Raw genomic sequence first — 15,324 nt, forward strand, 5'->3', positions numbered from 1 at the left:
GCATTTGCTAAGCGTACCTTTTGCAAATCGTTATCCGTGCTGTCATTTGAATCTATAATAGATGTTTATTTTCCCATTTGGATCAATTACGATACGATCGATCAGCTTTTCAAACACATGTTTTAAATCTTTTTCTCTATCTTCAAGTTCTTGAATGACTGCTTTCATTTCGATGATTGAATTCTTCTCATTTTGTACATGTTGCAACGAAAATAAACTCTGTTCAAGATTTGTTATTTTGGCCTGAATGTCGTTCCGTTTACTTTGAAATTCGGCTTTTGTAATCATTTGATCTTCTAAGTACAGTTCTAACAATCTTTTGTTTTGTGTCTCTAAAGATTTCAATTCTGCCTTTATGGCTTTAATTTGTCTTTCCTTTTGCTCAAGAGCATTTTTCTTGAAGTCGTGTGAAATGCCCTCTGAAAATGTAATGAGATTTTCAACCACAAAATCTCGAAGTTCTTCATATTTGATCGGAACATGATTCACACATCCATCTTTCCCGGCCCTTCTGAAATTACTACATTTTAGGTATTTCCAATAAGTCCGCTCTCCATTTTTCTTGTCTCGATGAGTTTGGATGATCACCATTTTAGACCCACATTTCCCACAAATAATTAACTTTCTCAACTCATTCCAAGGTGTGAATTTTCTCTTTTTATTGACTGTTTGTTTATTGTTAGCTTTTTCCCAATCTTCTCTAGAAACAATTGGCGGGCAGAAATCTTCATAAACAGTCCATTTTTCAGGCGGATTTCTAATGAATTTCTTTCGTCCATCTACCTTTATCGTCGTATGTCTATTAGCAATGTGAACTCCACAATAGATAGGGTTTCTTAAAATTGTCTGTACCGTTGTGAGCTGCCAGTTACTTCTTTTCCTGGGCGGAGGTATTTCACCAGCTTTACACTTCTCCTGCAAAGCGTATGTAACTCTTTTCTGGCCTAATCCCTCGTTGTTATATAGGTGGAAGATCAATCTTATGACATCTGCTTCGTTTTCATTAATAACGAGGTATTTCCCCTCTTTCATATAACCATACGGCACTCTTCCAGAATGCTCTCCTCGTCTGGCCTTTGCTGCAAGTACCCCGCTTATGTTTACGGACATAGATTTAGGTAACTGCTCTGCGAAAAGGGCCGACATTTCAAATTTCATCGAAGCTTTGCTTTCGTACAGGCTATCATAATCTTCTTCTAGCGTCACGACACGAACACCGTTAGATACTAAAATCTCTCTAATATAGAGGGCATCTTTCAAATCCCTGGCAAGACGTGTAATGGATTTGAAAATAACCATTTTTATTTCTTTCTTTTCAGCCAATGAAAAAATGTATTTCATTGCTGCCCTATCTTCAAGGACGGTACCGCTGATACCATCATCTAACAAAACAGAACGGTCATCCCATTCATAGTTGTGTTGCTCGATCCAATATCGACAAACGTCAATTTGGTTTTCCTTAGAACTTATTTGCTCGTCGCGGTCTGTCGAAACCCTTGTATAGACCTTATAAGGGTAATCGTCATATTTGATGATTTCTCCAACTGATTCTTTGCGGAAATGCATATAACACACCCCAATTGTGAATTGTTCTTACTAAATTATAACATCCCGACCATCAATTCCGTAATATTCTTAATTTGGAAAAATCATTATTTTCCATCTTTCTAATTCAATAATATGGTAGACTTATTTGGAAAATATTTGTTTTGGAGGGTTTGAATTGAAACGCATTTTGCTTTTTTTCATACTTATAATAAGTATTACTACATTAAGCGCATGTAGCAGTAGCACTACAACTTCAAAAGAAAAAGATTCTGAGGCCATTGAGATTGAAGAAAATAATGAAACTAATGACGATTATAATACGAAAAAAAACTTTAATTTCACAATTGATGAATTCGTGAGTGCATATAATGAAGTTGCCCTATCTTTTGAAAATGTAAAAATTAACTTTGATGAAATTGGAGATTATAAACTCTCTGATACAGCAGAAGGGCAATTTTACAAAAAAGAATTATTAAATGAATTTTATGACTCAGATAGTACTTTCATTTTAGATGCATCGCTTGATTTAGATAAAAATTTCTATCGCCTGAACATATTTACAACTGGATCAGGAAATATATCATCTGAACAGGGAATGAAAAATACATTAGCTGTGCTTCATATACTAGGAATTGATTTTAAACACTTAAATAATTTGTTAGACAGCGAAAAAAATTTCCTTAATGTAATCGACGGAGATTACTATGTTCAGTTTACTAGAATTCCAGATATGTCATTAATATTAAATATTGAACCAAAATAAATTCTTTGGTTTAGTATTTTTTAAAATTATTATATCCCCTCCAAATCGCCTTGAAGGGGATTTTATTTACATTTATAATCGAACATACATTCTTTTTATAGGAGGGTATGCCGTGACCGATCTTGAGAGAAAGTTGTATCGAATCATCTACAACATGAGCAGATTCAGAAAGAATCCCTCCATAGAGGATCTGAAAAGGAAAACGGGCAAGGATGAGCTGACGATCCGAAAGGCTGTTAAAAATCTAATATCCCGAAAAGAGCTTGAATGGAATAAGGAGAAGCAAGAATGGCGGTTTAAGTAATGTAAAAAAGCCGTCCAGGTGGACGGCTGATAAACATCATTTGTTAATATTTTTCTTTAAATCCTCAATTTCATTTTTGATGGATTTATTTTCTTTCTTGAGTTTTGAAACCTCAACGACTGTAAATAACAAAGTTGCAACTATAAGTAAAATCAAAATATACTCAAACATGTTAAATATCCATATAGTAGTCATCAAAGCCAAATGTTGCTGCAATTCCGATAACCGGTACTAGTGCTGCTCTGAAACCCCATCTGTGTTTTTTATAAGTTGATTTCGTTAACTGCTTGCGCTTGTAAAGTTGATTGGCGATATAGCGACCAGCAGCATATCCACTCCCCACAATTGCTGTCATCCCAGTAATTATACCGATCACAACAAGTATAGGATTATGTACTGTGGCTTTATCTTCTTTGTCGAAAAGACTGTCGATTTTAAAGATGTCATTGTCAGTTAGACCAAGATCTAACGCGCCTTGATATAATTCAGGATCGTTTTTTGTAAATGATTCAGACGGTGTTTTTTGTTCATATTGTGGTTGATTAGCTTTTGCATCTGCAAACTCTCCAAGCGTACAGGAGATACCCAACGCAGCTACAATGGACAAAGATGTTCTTTTTATCCATTTTTTATTCAAATAAAACCCTCCCTTTGTAATCACAGGTTAAGCATAACTTAAAATATACAGTAATTTCCATAGTCGCAAATAACCGATTATAGAAGGTGGATTAGTAATAAAGTATGTAATTTATGACAAATGAAAAAAGCCCCTCCAATAAGGAAGGGCTTCTCTGTTTACTTTTGTTTAACTTCAATATATTTAGATGCAGCTGTGATAAAAAGACCTGATTTCAGTTTATACATTTTTGACCCGTTGACCGTAACGGTCTTATCAATCGTAAATGCTTCACCCGGCTTTACTTTTTTGTGCTTTGCTGACCAGTTCGGCTTATCATAGACCCATAGCCACCCATCAGCATTCGGCTTCACCACAGCCATTTTAATGCCTTTTGGCGCCGTTTCTTTTTTAGAGCTTGTTTTAGATGATGATGACACCTTTTTTAAACCGACGGCCGCCGCGATACCTTCTGCGTGTCCCTCGGCCAATAGGTTCAGGAACGAATCTTGTCTTAACAGTGCTGCGTCTTCTTTTCGATCAATAAAAAGGTTCTCTGTCAATATTGCTGGCATTCTTGTTTCTCTTAACACAGCTAGATTTTTAGACTTGGTCCCTCGATCTCGGTCTCCTAGTTTTCCTTTGATTTTGTTATAAATCGCATCATGCACAATTGCTTGCTGTTTGCCAGTGCTGGATGATGCTGATAGTTTATCAAAACGGAACGTCTCAAAACCCGTTCCTCCGCCAGCATTTATGTGAATAGATGCAAAATAAGCAGCACCCCAATTATTTGCAAGCCTAGCTCTTTGAGACAGATCAACGTAAACGTCAGTTGATCGTGTGAGCTTAACTGATGCCCCATAAACCTTTTCAAGAATCGCTTTAGTTTTCTTTGCAATCTTTAATACAAGATCCTTTTCTTTTAATCCGTTTGCTACTGCGCCGGGATCGTGCCCGCCGTGACCTGGATCAAGCATAATTTTTTTTGTCATATTCAATCTCCTTCATTTTTTATATAGAAAAAAGCCGCCGATTACTCAGCAGCTTTCTTTTCCTCTTCTTCTTTTTGGCTGTCAGACTCGATGACATGAAGTCGGTCTGTAATAGAAGCCGGAATTTTTACGCCGATCTGTGCAAGGTTTTCCACGATGGAAAGCCCTTCGTTGGCGATATAAAAAAGCACTGTCCCGAAAGTCAGCACTCCATTTAAGCCCATGATCTGATCAATGATGTTAGCAACAATCACGACAACAAAACTAAGCATTTTACGCACGTAACCGAACCATGCCGTACGGCTTCGTAGCTTACCGATCTTCCACGCTTTGATGATGCCCGTCAGAACATCAATAACACTTAGCAGCACGAGCAAGTCTAAAAATTTCACTCCGCCAAATAAATAAGTCTTCGCTAAATCCAAAGTTTCAAAGTTAATAAACACTATCGTTTCCTCCATTTCGTTAATCACCTCCTTTAAGAAGGCAAAATAAAAAGCACCTGTTAAGATGCTGTTGTTCCTAAATCCGCAGAAGCAGATGGCTTATCGAATGAAACGCCAGTGATCTGCTCAAACTCTTCTTTTGTTATTACTTCTAATGCGACATATTTCCGCATGATCTCAAGAGTGTAAACGCCCCAATCCCAAAATACTTTTATATCGGCAGCCGTTGGATAAATCATGATGCCCCGCCTTTCTGCAACTGCGAAAGCTGTAATGTAAGGAGAGCGACTTGTTTTTTTAGCGTCGTTACATCATCTCCGTCTGTTAAGAGACGTTTCCATCCTCGAAAGCCTTGTGCATGGAACGTGCCAATCCAAGTCATATTATCAAATGACCTTGTAGCAATAATCCTTTTGTAATTAACTTCATTTTGTACATATGATGTTTCTAAAACTTCAATGTAATAGAAACTGGAATCATTCTCTACAGGCAGATTTATCAGATTTGCTCCCATATAAAAACCCGTTGGCAGTAAAAAAATATCAGTACCGTTTGGCAACCTTGCAACTTTACCGTCGTTAGGTGTAAGCCTGTGCAGCTGGCCGTTATTCCAGTTACTTTTTTCTGATTCCGTTACGTGAATCTTTTTGTTTTCAAGGTGCGGATCAACGTATTCTTTTGCCGCTTCCAGCGCCGCCGCTACTTTATCTTTTGCACCAGCAGGTGTTTCCGCGTGAGCATCCGTGTATTTATTGGCTGCCTTAAGCGCAGCATCTACTTTAGACTGCGCGCCTTGTTTTGTTTCGATCTTTTCCAAGTCCTCAAACTTGTCTCTCAGATCATCAATCGTTTGTATAGACTCTTCGTAAAGCTCATTTATCTTTGCTCTTAAAGCCTCGAACTCGTCCACATAATACTCAGTGATTGGCACAATATCTTGATCTATAAGAGACTTAGATATATGGAAAGAGAATTGATGCACGGACATAGATTGATCATTTGTATAGTACAAATTCAGCTCAGCTTGAACGGTACCATAATGCCTGATCTCTTGATCTGACAAGATGTATTCTGCTTGCCCTTTGATACGATCAGTAATTGTTACGTCTCTAATGAATCGGCTGCCATCTGACATGACTAATACAAGTTTTCCTGTGACAGCTGCAAGAGGCAAAGGTACGCCATCTTTCGTGAGCTTGAAAATTAGCCTTGCTGTCTGTCGATCCTGCGTCCAAAAATTTATGCTGGTTGATACACTTGAACTGGTATATGCGTTTACATCAAAATCAAGTAGACCATTTTTGCGAATCATGTTATCACCTCTCTCACGTTACATTTTCAATTGTTTTAATTGGATCAACACTATTATCCTTCAAGCTGCCTTCTGCGCCAGCTCCTTTAAGTCTGTTTCCAAAATGCTGAATCCGTGAGCACTTGCTAGTCATATACATCGCGTATCTGCATTTTTTTCCGCGCACTTTGTTAAATCGCACTGCCGAATTGGTGACTCCATCCATCAAGATAATTCCGTAATACGGGCTTGAGGATGATGTTCTTTTACCTGCGTTTTGAATATCGCTGAAATCAACGTTTATGTCCTCTGAATCACCTGAAACAGAAACCCCCGAAAATCCAACTTCACGTAAAGTTGTGTAAGTTATATCGATATTTTTACAGCCTAATTCCACACGCACGCCGTTTCCTTCGATGTCTCGTCCAACGTTTAGATCAGCTTTACCATTGCTGCAGCGTGTTAAGAGTACTCCGTGATGCTTAATGTCTCTAAATTGGTTGTTAGACACTAAAAAGCCATCCACATCTGATAAATGGATAGCGTGCTTGACCTTTACGCCATTGATTTTATTGTCGGAAACATCCACGTCGTCAATTTTTTGAATCCCTTTACGGCCATATACTTGAATGGCATGACGCACTTTGATATTGGTGAAAGTGTTATCTTTGACTGAAAAACGCTTAACCTTGTTAACCCTATTCGTAGGATTGCCGTTTGCGTCTTGCGTGTAAACCGATTCAACTCTAGGAATCATAAGTCTCACACCTGATGCACAATTTTTAAATCGGTTTCTGCTTACTAAAACGTCTTCCCATTTGTTCCCTGAAATTGCGTACTCGGTCGTGTCTTCAAAATCGTTGTTTTCGATACGAATATCAGAATACCAAAAGCCATCAGTGCTGGTGTGAGAATCTATCCCCCTCGCATATCCTCCTAAATTCTCGGATCTACTAAAATAGCAGTCTCGAATAGTGACATGCTTGCTCACGGTTTGATCATACGCTCCAAAGGCGCCGAAGTTGCCCGCCGATCTCATTAAGTCTAACTGAATCGCAGCAGAAAACCATCTGTCGCCTTTATAATCAGCGAAACCTTTATACCAGACATTTTCAATTAACACATGCTTATTGCCTGCACAGTCAAAGGCATGACCACCGCATACATCCTTGATAGTGATGTCCCGTATGATAATTCGCTCAGCATGAGCGAATCCCAAGACTGAACATTGTTCCTTGATCTCTCCCCCCGCGCTGTCAAACACCCCTTGACCGTCGATCAGTAGGTTTCCGTGACCGTTATATCCTTTTGTCTGATCATCTTTATCCCCATTTACAAGCATTGACCCTACAAAACCACGTTTAATAACGGCACCAGCTTGCAAGGTCAAGTGAGTGTTTTTATAGATACGTGCTGTCTCCATTAATTTGTATTTTCCAGGAGGAACAACAATGTGCACAGGATATAATTTTGCAAGACTAAGAGCTGCCTTGAATCCTGCGGTAAAACTTCCGTACTTTTTAATAAACCTTTTTAGATTCAAGGAAACGGCAGCTGCTTCTATTTCTTCTTCAAGTAATTGAAAGTCATAGTCTAATCTGTCTTTTGCTGTAGGATGAATAGATGCATCCCTAGCGACTCTAATATCAACTACTTCCTTTACGTCTTTTCCATCGTGATTCAACACTAAATTAATCAGCCTTGACCACAAGTTATCAATTCTATTTGCGACGGAAAATAACCCGTGCATAATCTGATTAGACGAATGCGCTTTTTTACTCTCTTTATGTGATTGTAATTCACTTGCGTTCTTATTAAGCTCATTCTCAACCGTTTGCATGTCGCCACGCAATTGGGATTCATAGACTGAATTTCTTGTAGTATCGTAATCCTTTTTAAGCCGGACCAATTTATTCACTCCTTTCGATTCCAAAAGAAAAAACGCTTCTAATTGAGCGTTCTCATCAACTGATCTATATATCTTTTTTGCTGCTTAATCTGCCGCGCCTGACTTACTTGATAATCCTGAATGTCTTTTCGGAAGTTAGCGAAAGTCATTTTAGGGCTGTCATATGGGTTGAGGGGATTATAAGTGACAGACACTAACCTTACATCATCCTCAAACGTGATCCCATTTGCTGTATCAGCAATGACATGTATAGTGTCACCCTTCCAAAAATCCTCTTCTATTCCTAGTAGTGCTGGCTCATAGATATACTGATACTCTGCCTCAACGACCACGTCGGGATATGGATTTACATGCTTTTTCAAAGCAGATACCATGTTGCTTGGTTTTTTTACTGTGTCATCTCTAATCGGCTCACCCCAGCGCGGCTTACCCTCGATCAAAAATTTATCTTCATCAGGATGAATGTATAGGATAGGCTCGAATTCATATTCAGGCTCTTTTTCCTTTTCATCCTCTTTCGTTTTTGAATCAGTTGATTTAGTATCACTTTTCTTATCCTTCTTTTCTGCACCGTAACCCCATGCACGCGTTGATGTATTTTGATCATTGATCTTTAATTTAAAGCCCGGCATATTGTATCGGCTGTCAAAAGTGTAATCTACTACCCTTCCCATTTTTTTATATACGTAGATGACGTAGTTGTTTACATCAAGCTCTATTTCATAGTCATCAACAATCTGATCCATTAATTCGATTCTATTCTTTTCGCCGAAGCCGTCTTGATCAACCGTATCAAATGCTGATTCTTTTTCTTTCAGAACATATTGAAAAGGTGTTTCAGAAAGTGCAATGTCTAGGGCTTCTTTGATGTTCAGTTTCTTTGACGTCTTTTCTTCGACTCTGTCATTTACAAGAAGAACAGTATACACATGATTGGCCGTTACCTTTTTCTGCAGCACGTTTTTTCTACTTTGATCAAGCTCAATATCTGTAATGTAATATTTTTGATGGTTGTAAACTTTTTCATCTAAGTACAGTATGTTCCCTGGAACAAGTAAATCAAATTCAGTTCCGTTATCCTCAGTCCGCAATAGGGTAAAGGTGAAACTCTTCTTACCTGTTGTATCGTCTTGAAGCTCCAACACAGCACCAACGATTTCCACAAGCTCTTTGCCGTCTTTGGTTGAAACATGCAGCTGCCTAAAATCAATATCAGAAGGTAATCCGTCGTTTAACTCTACGTCCTTACCCTGGTACTCTTTGCTTGGATACTTCGGTTTTTCTGGTTTTTCTGGTTCACTCGGTTCATCCGGCACATCTTCAAAGGTGTCATATTGTGTGAGCTTATAAGTAAAGATGATGCTGTTTAATTTTGTTGTATAGTTTATGTCGGTAGCATATCCGCCTTTTGAAACTGCTGCAGTAGCCTTTTTATAATCTTTTTCGCCTACCACATCTTTATATCGACTCAAACGGGTGTACAGGCTCCCAAGATCTGCTAAGCTCTCTGCGTATGATGGATACTTTCTAAACTTAGCTTGTATCCTGGTGACGTTCCCTTTTTTGTCTTGTTCGCTTGTCCACATGAGAACATATTTACCGTTATATGTCCCCTTGACTCCGAAGAGATTATGCGCCTTTTGAGACAGGTCACTTTTTCCGAAACCACTTTCTAGGCACCCTTGAGCAATGACAAGACTAGCTAGGACATTATATTTTTTATATACTTTCTGCGCTCCTGGTGCTAGTTTCTTTATAAAATCTGCTGCAGCCATGACAACCCCCTTTTACGGAAAATAAAATCTTGTATCGAATACAATTTCAAAGTCATTTGTATTCTGTATCTCAAACTCATTCATACCTTTATCTAAGGACGGCAGCCTTCCCGACGTTTTCAATCTTTTATTACCGACAACGGTATACTGTTTCAGGTTTCTAACCTGCTGGGACTTTTTCAGATCGGCCTCTATTTTCAATCTTTCGTTATTCGTGTGATTGATGATTGTCACGTTTTTTCCCTTTGCGTTTAGCAGCACGTTGTAATCATGCTGCAGTGGGTTAATAGGTAAGCCAGGATTAAATACACTGAAACGCTTTTTGTTTTTAAAACGGTACTGCAGATCGTCCCGCCTTTGGATTCCCATTCCCGAAAACCATCTTTCACTAGAAAAGTTTTGCGCGCTTAAAGACGTGCCCTTTGACTCTGCTAGTCCTGTAATGTTGTTAAAATCCACTTGGAAAGATACCTGGTTTTTTTGCTTGTCTTTAGGGATCGTAAAGCCTCCGTCACACGTAACCGCAAAACGCCTCCCAGGAAGAAGATCACATGAGATGTAATACCAGGAGGGCTGAACAACGAGATCATAAAACTCGTGTCTATACTGATAAAAATTTGCCGCGATTTTAGCATCAAGCAATATCTCACCCTTGATAGACCTTTCTTTGTACACTATGTCGCGCGGATGCTGCGTCGGTACAAGTCCGTTAAACCTGGTCAACTGTACAAGCTCCCTGTCAGTGCTCGGCGCGTCAGGAGCAAAGCTAAGCAACTTAAAATAGGGCAGTAACCCCGACAAAGGTTGCTCCCCCATTCCGTCTCTGAAATCAAAATACAGATCCATTTATCTTTTCAGCCCTCCTTTATAGGCGTTCTGCTCATATTTTTGAGCACTCTTTTTATCCAGTATGGATGTGTCACCTTGTTCAAAAACGATGTCTGCCAAATGATGACCGCCAATAATGACAGGCGCAGGATGGATTTTGATTGTTTGCCCTGCAGTACTTACGCTTTCATTGTTGGTCTGTAGATTATTTGATAGAAGACTAATAAGGGCATCTAGCTTTTGATTTAGAATAGGCGTATCAATTTCGTTTTTTACAGTCAATTCGGCGCGCATCGTGTTTATTTCATCTGCTGCCCCCTGGATGTTAAACGCCATTCTATTAATTTCAGATTTAAAGGACGTCATAGCACCTTGCGCCATTGCTGCTGTGCTCTTTTTCACGTCCTGCGCCTTTTCTCCAAGCCCAATGATAAACCCATCGCCAAAGTTCACACCTTCTGCAATGGTCTTCTTTGCAGGTGATTTTGATTGTATGGAATCTTTCAGCGAACGTATTGCAACTTTACCGATAGCCCAAGCAGCTTTCCAAATTGTCCCGCCGGTGCCTCCCATACTACGAATACCGTTAGCAAAACCTTTAGAAAAATCAGCACCCGTGCTAGTTGTCTTAACACTAGATAAGCCTTGTTTTCCTGATTGTGCTACGGTGCTACCCGAATTACTAGCATTTCCGGCTTGGCTTCGGATGCCCGATGCAAATTCAACGCCTGCTTTTTGTCCGCCTCCGCCATCAGTTGTTTTGGCAAGTTGGGCTGTTGCTGTTGCGCTCACCGAAGATGCTGCAGTCGTATTGGCTCCCTTTGTGCTTGTTATGCCCGCACTGTGACTGCTCCCTTTTGTAACACCTGCTTGGGTTGCCTGGGTCGTATTTTTATTAAGGTTAGATAGCGCCGTTTGATTTACACTGCTTGCTGCCGTGCTTGTGATGCCACTTGTTGAACTTATCCCCGCGCTAAATGATTGACCCTTTTGTGAACCGGATGTATTAGCCTCTGCATTGCCTTCACTTAGCTTTTGCCTAAGTGCTTGCTGCAGCACTGATCCGCTGTTAGATACGTTAACTTTTGACGAATTAATACCTTCACTAAACGATTGACCTTTTTCTTGTCCTGCAATTCTAGGGATGCCGTTTTCTTCTCGCAATTTTTGATCCAGTGTTTGTTTAAGGATCGACCCACTTGCTAACGTGTTAGGCGTGGCAGCTGTTAAGCCATCTGCGAATTCATCGCCCATTTTCTTTCCTGATTCACGGGCAGATGTTGCGCGGTTGAATTCGTTTTCTATCTTTTCAATCGCTTCATTTGCTTTGCTCGCTGACTCTTCTGTAGAACGGCCCAATCCCTCGTTAAACTCTATAAGCGCTTGTTTCGTTTTTTCTAATGCTTCTTCTTTGCTGTCTCCAAGTTTTTGTAAGAATGCTACTTGTTTTTCGGCCCATCGTTCTTGGTACTTTGCTTCACTTTCTTCCATTTCAACAAAAATCCCCATTGAATTACTGGAATACTCTTTTTGCTTTTCAAGGGCTTTTCCTGTTTCCAAGTCCAGCAGTTTCCCGTCTTGAGCCATTTGATCAAATAACGCTTTTGAATTGTTTTTATACGCTTCTAGGTTCTTAGCAAGATCCCTTTGGTAATCGGCATTCGTTTTCGCTTTTAACGCTTTGTATCTTTCAGCATTTTTTGCATCTTTTACAATAGCTTCATCCAAGACTTTAATTCTATAGTCTCGGTCTTCTTTCGCTGCTTTCTGACCTTCTTTGTATAGCTCTGTGATTTGATCATTGTAGCTTTTTGCGTTTTTAAAAGAGAGCTTGTTTTGACTCTCGGAAACCCTCTGTTGAATAGCCAATGCGTCTTTTTGATTGGCCGCAAACTTACTCGTTGCCTGTTGAAAGAATGAAATAATGCCATCAAATTGTTTCTTTTGTGAAGCATTCATATTTGATGATAATAAACCTGTTTCATCCTTCAATTTTTCAAGTTGGCGCATTTTCTCTCGTGCTTTTTGAACATCCTTGTCGATGTTACCAACTAATTGATCTGTCCAATCTTCTCCGATTTTCTTTGTCTCTTTTTCCTGGTCTTCAAATAGTCCTTTGAGAACTGCTATTGCATCAGTCTTAAATCCTTCTAACTCCTTAATAAGAGAAGTGGACATTTTTTGATAAGTAGACAATAGATTGCTTGCCATCTTCTCGGCTTCTTTTCCTGAAACCTGTGTCAGTTGGAACAGTTGTGATGTAGCTTTTTCACGTAGATTCACGTATGATCCGGCCGCTTTTTGTGTCGCTTTAGAAACGCCCTCACCATATAGAAGAGCCGATTCTTTCGCTTCTTCCTGGCGTTTCTTTTGGTTTTTCAACTGCTCGTTATACGCATATGTCGCTACAGCAATGCCGCCTAGTAAAGCCGTTCCCCCCACAATAGCAAGCCCCACTGGTCCAGTAAATGCTAAAAGCGCACCGATACCCATCGTCAGTGTTGCGACTGCTGTTGTGGCACCCAGGACACCCGTAGCAAACAATGCTGTTTTAGCAACCGTTTGAGCTGTGGCAGAATCCATTTTGTTAAACATGGAAACGATGTCTGCACCTTTTTCAGCTAGGTTACCAAGTGCAGGAAGTAGACTTTCAGTGAGCTTAATCTTTGCCCCTTCAACTGCAGACTGAAAAGCAATGATACTGCCCCGCGCATTATCAAGCATTGTGTCAGCCATTTTTTTAGCCGCTCCATCTGATTCTTTTAGCGCTTTAGTGTTTTCTTTCAATGCCTTGCTGCCCTTTTGGAGAAGAACTGCCCAATGTTTGTATGATTCAGCTCCGACGATGGTTTTTAAGGTTGCTGCTTGCTGTTCCTTCGTCATGCCCTTCATGCCCTTTTCCATCTCGGCAACAACTTCCGGCATACTCTTCATATCTCCTGCAGCGTCAAAAAATGAAAATCCTAACTTATCAATTACCTTCTGCGCCTTTTTAGCAGGTGTCGCTAACCTGATCAATGACGTACCAAAGGCTTGTCCTGCGATTGAACCTTGCAAACCTGCGTCACCAAACGCCATGACCGCGGCCGCTGATTCTTCTAGACCCCACCCTAATGAATTAGCATTAGGCGCAAGGAACTTCATGGCCTCTCCCATTTGCTCAACGTTTGTGTTTGCGTTAGCTGCACCGTATGCGATTACGTCCGATGCATGCCCCGCTTCCGATGCTTTCATAGCAAAAGCCTGCATCATATTAGAAGATATGTCGGCGGCGGCGGCTAAATCTAGTTGGCCTGCTGCTGCTAAATTCAGCATACCGGGCATGGCTGCGTAAATATCGTTTGCTTTAAATCCAGCCATAGCCAGGAAACTTTGTGCATCTGCTGCTTGACTGGCAGTGAAAACAGTTGTTGCCCCCAACTCTTTAGCCTGGTTTTTCAGTTTTTCGACTTCTGCAGCTGTACCACCTGAAATAGCTTTAACTTTACTCATTTGTGTTTCAAATGACATACCCACTTCCACTGCATCTTTTAGTGGGAGGACCAAGCCAGCAAAAGCAACACCTGTAGTCATTGCTACTGAAGCACCTTTGCTTCTCATTGTGTTGCCAACTGTATTCATTCTTTGGCCCATCTTATAAAGCGATGAGGATGTTCTTTTTATCTCAGCTTCCATCCTCTGAATTTTGTTGGTCGTTTGTGTTAACGCGTTTTGCGTTTTATTCATTTCAGCTGTTGCATAGTTCAACCTACGGGCAAGGGTTTGCGTTCCTTCCGCATCCTTCCCTTTCTTGATGGCTGAATCCGCATAAGCTCTTTCAAGTGCTTTGACCTTCATTTTATGCTGATCTAATTGCTGTGAAAGAGTTTTGACTTTCGTCTGTGATGTTTTCAGTTCATTGCCCCACACACCAACGGCAGTCCGATTTTTCTCAAACTCAGACTTTATGTTCTTCATTTGAGTTGAAATTGCTTTCATTTCGCCATTAAATTGGGACGAATTAGAATACAGCTTTACTTTAATGTCTTTGCTCAATCCCTCACCACCTTTTTACAGTCCAGGTATCTGATCAATGTATAAAGGTTTATCCGATGCTGTAGCGTTCTTACTTGGCTTTTCCTTGCTCGCTTCTTTCCTGCGTGCAAGGCGTTTTAGATGATAGACAATGTCCATTTCGTCTATCTGATTTTGAGTAAAGCCAATGTCCTCTAATGCGTTATACATATCTAGGACAGCATCGGACAAACTTACTCCCCCGGCTCTGCTTCCTCTGCAGTATCAGGATTCAGGATATTGCTCGCCTCGACGATATTTCCGATAACATAGTTTGCGGTTGCGTAGATTGTTCTACTTAAAAGGCGTGCATCAATACCTTGTTCAAATTCTTCTGCAGTGAATTTGTTTCCGAACACTTCACAGATAAACTCTGATTGTCCAATGGTATAAATTCTTTCAGGATCGTTTGACTCAAAGTCTTCTGTTACTTCTACCGCAGTTCTAAACAAGGCACCTGTGATAAAGCTAGGAGTGGAAAATTTCTTTTTCTTTCCGTTTAAATGCAAGGTGATTGTCAATGCTTCCATGTTATTGCCTCCCGATTACAAAATAAAAAAGAGCGTTATTAAACGCCCTTTTGACTCCGTTCATCTATAAATACTGCTAAATCTTTTAAAAATTTATCAAACTTCTCAGCACTTGAATCTCCATTAATAAATAAGAATTCTACATTTAAAGTGCTTTTTAGATATTCGGTTGGGTTTTCACTGATTCTTTTCTGTTTAATTTCATACCCTGCTATACCAACACGTGGAGAAATAGATTCTGTTTTCTTTTTCTTGTCGCTCATACG

Annotated in this window: 15 protein-coding genes; 2 read left to right on the plus strand and 13 right to left on the minus strand. The window is 39.9% G+C overall.

Features of this window, described 5'->3' with window-relative positions:
- Positions 1-42 precede the first annotated feature (42 nt).
- Positions 43-1,566 carry a recombinase family protein gene (locus C6Y06_RS19480; RefSeq protein WP_106037516.1) on the minus strand — a complete coding sequence of 508 codons (1,524 nt, stop codon included), beginning with the start codon at positions 1,564-1,566 and terminating at the stop codon, positions 43-45.
- 157 nt (positions 1,567-1,723) lie between these two features.
- On the opposite strand from C6Y06_RS19480, the gene C6Y06_RS19485 reads away from it, so the two are divergent.
- Positions 1,724-2,311, plus strand: coding sequence for a hypothetical protein (locus tag C6Y06_RS19485; protein ID WP_106037517.1), 588 nt, complete (start codon positions 1,724-1,726; stop codon positions 2,309-2,311).
- 112 nt (positions 2,312-2,423) lie between these two features.
- Positions 2,424-2,615 carry a hypothetical protein gene (locus C6Y06_RS19490; RefSeq protein ID WP_106037518.1) on the plus strand — a complete coding sequence of 64 codons (192 nt, stop codon included), beginning with the start codon at positions 2,424-2,426 and terminating at the stop codon, positions 2,613-2,615.
- Between the two features lie 172 nt (positions 2,616-2,787).
- Here C6Y06_RS19490 and C6Y06_RS19495 read toward each other — a convergent pair whose 3' ends face one another.
- From C6Y06_RS19495 to C6Y06_RS19550, 12 genes are all read right to left on the minus strand, one after another.
- Positions 2,788-3,252: a hypothetical protein gene (locus tag C6Y06_RS19495; protein WP_061408885.1), complete on the minus strand. Its 465-nt coding sequence runs from the start codon at positions 3,250-3,252 to the stop codon at positions 2,788-2,790.
- Between the two features lie 158 nt (positions 3,253-3,410).
- Positions 3,411-4,226, minus strand: coding sequence for an N-acetylmuramoyl-L-alanine amidase (locus C6Y06_RS19500; RefSeq protein ID WP_106037519.1), 816 nt, complete (start codon positions 4,224-4,226; stop codon positions 3,411-3,413).
- Positions 4,227-4,267: 41 nt separating this feature from the next.
- The gene (locus C6Y06_RS19505; protein ID WP_106037520.1) at positions 4,268-4,687 is read right to left on the minus strand and encodes a phage holin family protein; all 420 of its coding nucleotides are present in this window, start codon (positions 4,685-4,687) and stop codon (positions 4,268-4,270) included.
- A gap of 44 nt (positions 4,688-4,731) precedes the next feature.
- Positions 4,732-4,911 (minus strand): XkdX family protein, encoded by a 180-nt coding sequence (locus C6Y06_RS19510; protein WP_106037521.1) that lies wholly within the window; start codon positions 4,909-4,911, stop codon positions 4,732-4,734.
- On the minus strand, positions 4,908-5,984 hold the full coding sequence (locus tag C6Y06_RS19515; protein WP_223251495.1) for a phage baseplate upper protein: 1,077 nt from the start codon (positions 5,982-5,984) through the stop codon (positions 4,908-4,910). The genes C6Y06_RS19510 and C6Y06_RS19515 overlap by 4 nt, the downstream gene beginning before the upstream one ends.
- A 13-nt stretch (positions 5,985-5,997) precedes the next feature.
- Complete coding sequence (locus tag C6Y06_RS19520) at positions 5,998-7,872, minus strand: right-handed parallel beta-helix repeat-containing protein (protein ID WP_106037522.1); 1,875 nt, start codon at positions 7,870-7,872, stop codon at positions 5,998-6,000.
- A 38-nt stretch (positions 7,873-7,910) separates the two neighbouring features.
- The gene (locus C6Y06_RS19525; RefSeq protein WP_106037523.1) at positions 7,911-9,647 is read right to left on the minus strand and encodes a phage tail protein; all 1,737 of its coding nucleotides are present in this window, start codon (positions 9,645-9,647) and stop codon (positions 7,911-7,913) included.
- A 12-nt stretch (positions 9,648-9,659) separates the two neighbouring features.
- Positions 9,660-10,493, minus strand: coding sequence for a phage tail domain-containing protein (locus tag C6Y06_RS19530; RefSeq protein ID WP_106037524.1), 834 nt, complete (start codon positions 10,491-10,493; stop codon positions 9,660-9,662).
- Positions 10,494-14,510, minus strand: coding sequence for a phage tail tape measure protein (locus C6Y06_RS19535; protein ID WP_106037525.1), 4,017 nt, complete (start codon positions 14,508-14,510; stop codon positions 10,494-10,496). It abuts the gene before it with no gap.
- Positions 14,511-14,525: 15 nt separating this feature from the next.
- A complete protein-coding gene (locus C6Y06_RS19540) occupies positions 14,526-14,720 on the minus strand; it encodes a hypothetical protein (RefSeq protein ID WP_034665790.1) in 195 nt (64 codons plus the stop codon).
- A 2-nt stretch (positions 14,721-14,722) separates the two neighbouring features.
- Positions 14,723-15,058 carry a phage tail assembly chaperone G gene (gene gpG / locus C6Y06_RS19545; RefSeq protein ID WP_106037526.1) on the minus strand — a complete coding sequence of 112 codons (336 nt, stop codon included), beginning with the start codon at positions 15,056-15,058 and terminating at the stop codon, positions 14,723-14,725.
- A 38-nt stretch (positions 15,059-15,096) separates the two neighbouring features.
- Positions 15,097-15,321: a hypothetical protein gene (locus tag C6Y06_RS19550; RefSeq protein WP_106037527.1), complete on the minus strand. Its 225-nt coding sequence runs from the start codon at positions 15,319-15,321 to the stop codon at positions 15,097-15,099.
- Between the last annotated feature and the right edge of the window lie 3 nt (positions 15,322-15,324).

Origin of the sequence: Bacillus sp. MZGC1, from assembly GCF_002998605.1 — a bacterium.
In the GTDB taxonomy this organism is placed as follows: Bacteria; Bacillota; Bacilli; order Bacillales; family Bacillaceae; genus Bacillus.

What these genes read in the sequence shown, in the direction of transcription:
- C6Y06_RS19510 (WP_106037521.1), bottom strand. Translation starts at nt 4,911, where the DNA reads ATGATTTATCCAACGGCTGCCGATATAAAAGTATTTTGGGATTGGGGC.
- C6Y06_RS19505 (WP_106037520.1), bottom strand. Translation starts at nt 4,687, where the DNA reads ATGGAGGAAACGATAGTGTTTATTAACTTTGAAACTTTGGATTTAGCG.
- C6Y06_RS19480 (WP_106037516.1), bottom strand. Translation starts at nt 1,566, where the DNA reads ATGCATTTCCGCAAAGAATCAGTTGGAGAAATCATCAAATATGACGAT.
- C6Y06_RS19515 (WP_223251495.1), bottom strand. Translation starts at nt 5,984, where the DNA reads ATGATTCGCAAAAATGGTCTACTTGATTTTGATGTAAACGCATATACC.
- C6Y06_RS19530 (WP_106037524.1), bottom strand. Translation starts at nt 10,493, where the DNA reads ATGGATCTGTATTTTGATTTCAGAGACGGAATGGGGGAGCAACCTTTG.
- C6Y06_RS19525 (WP_106037523.1), bottom strand. Translation starts at nt 9,647, where the DNA reads ATGGCTGCAGCAGATTTTATAAAGAAACTAGCACCAGGAGCGCAGAAA.
- C6Y06_RS19500 (WP_106037519.1), bottom strand. Translation starts at nt 4,226, where the DNA reads ATGACAAAAAAAATTATGCTTGATCCAGGTCACGGCGGGCACGATCCC.
- gpG (WP_106037526.1), bottom strand. Translation starts at nt 15,058, where the DNA reads ATGGAAGCATTGACAATCACCTTGCATTTAAACGGAAAGAAAAAGAAA.
- C6Y06_RS19550 (WP_106037527.1), bottom strand. Translation starts at nt 15,321, where the DNA reads ATGAGCGACAAGAAAAAGAAAACAGAATCTATTTCTCCACGTGTTGGT.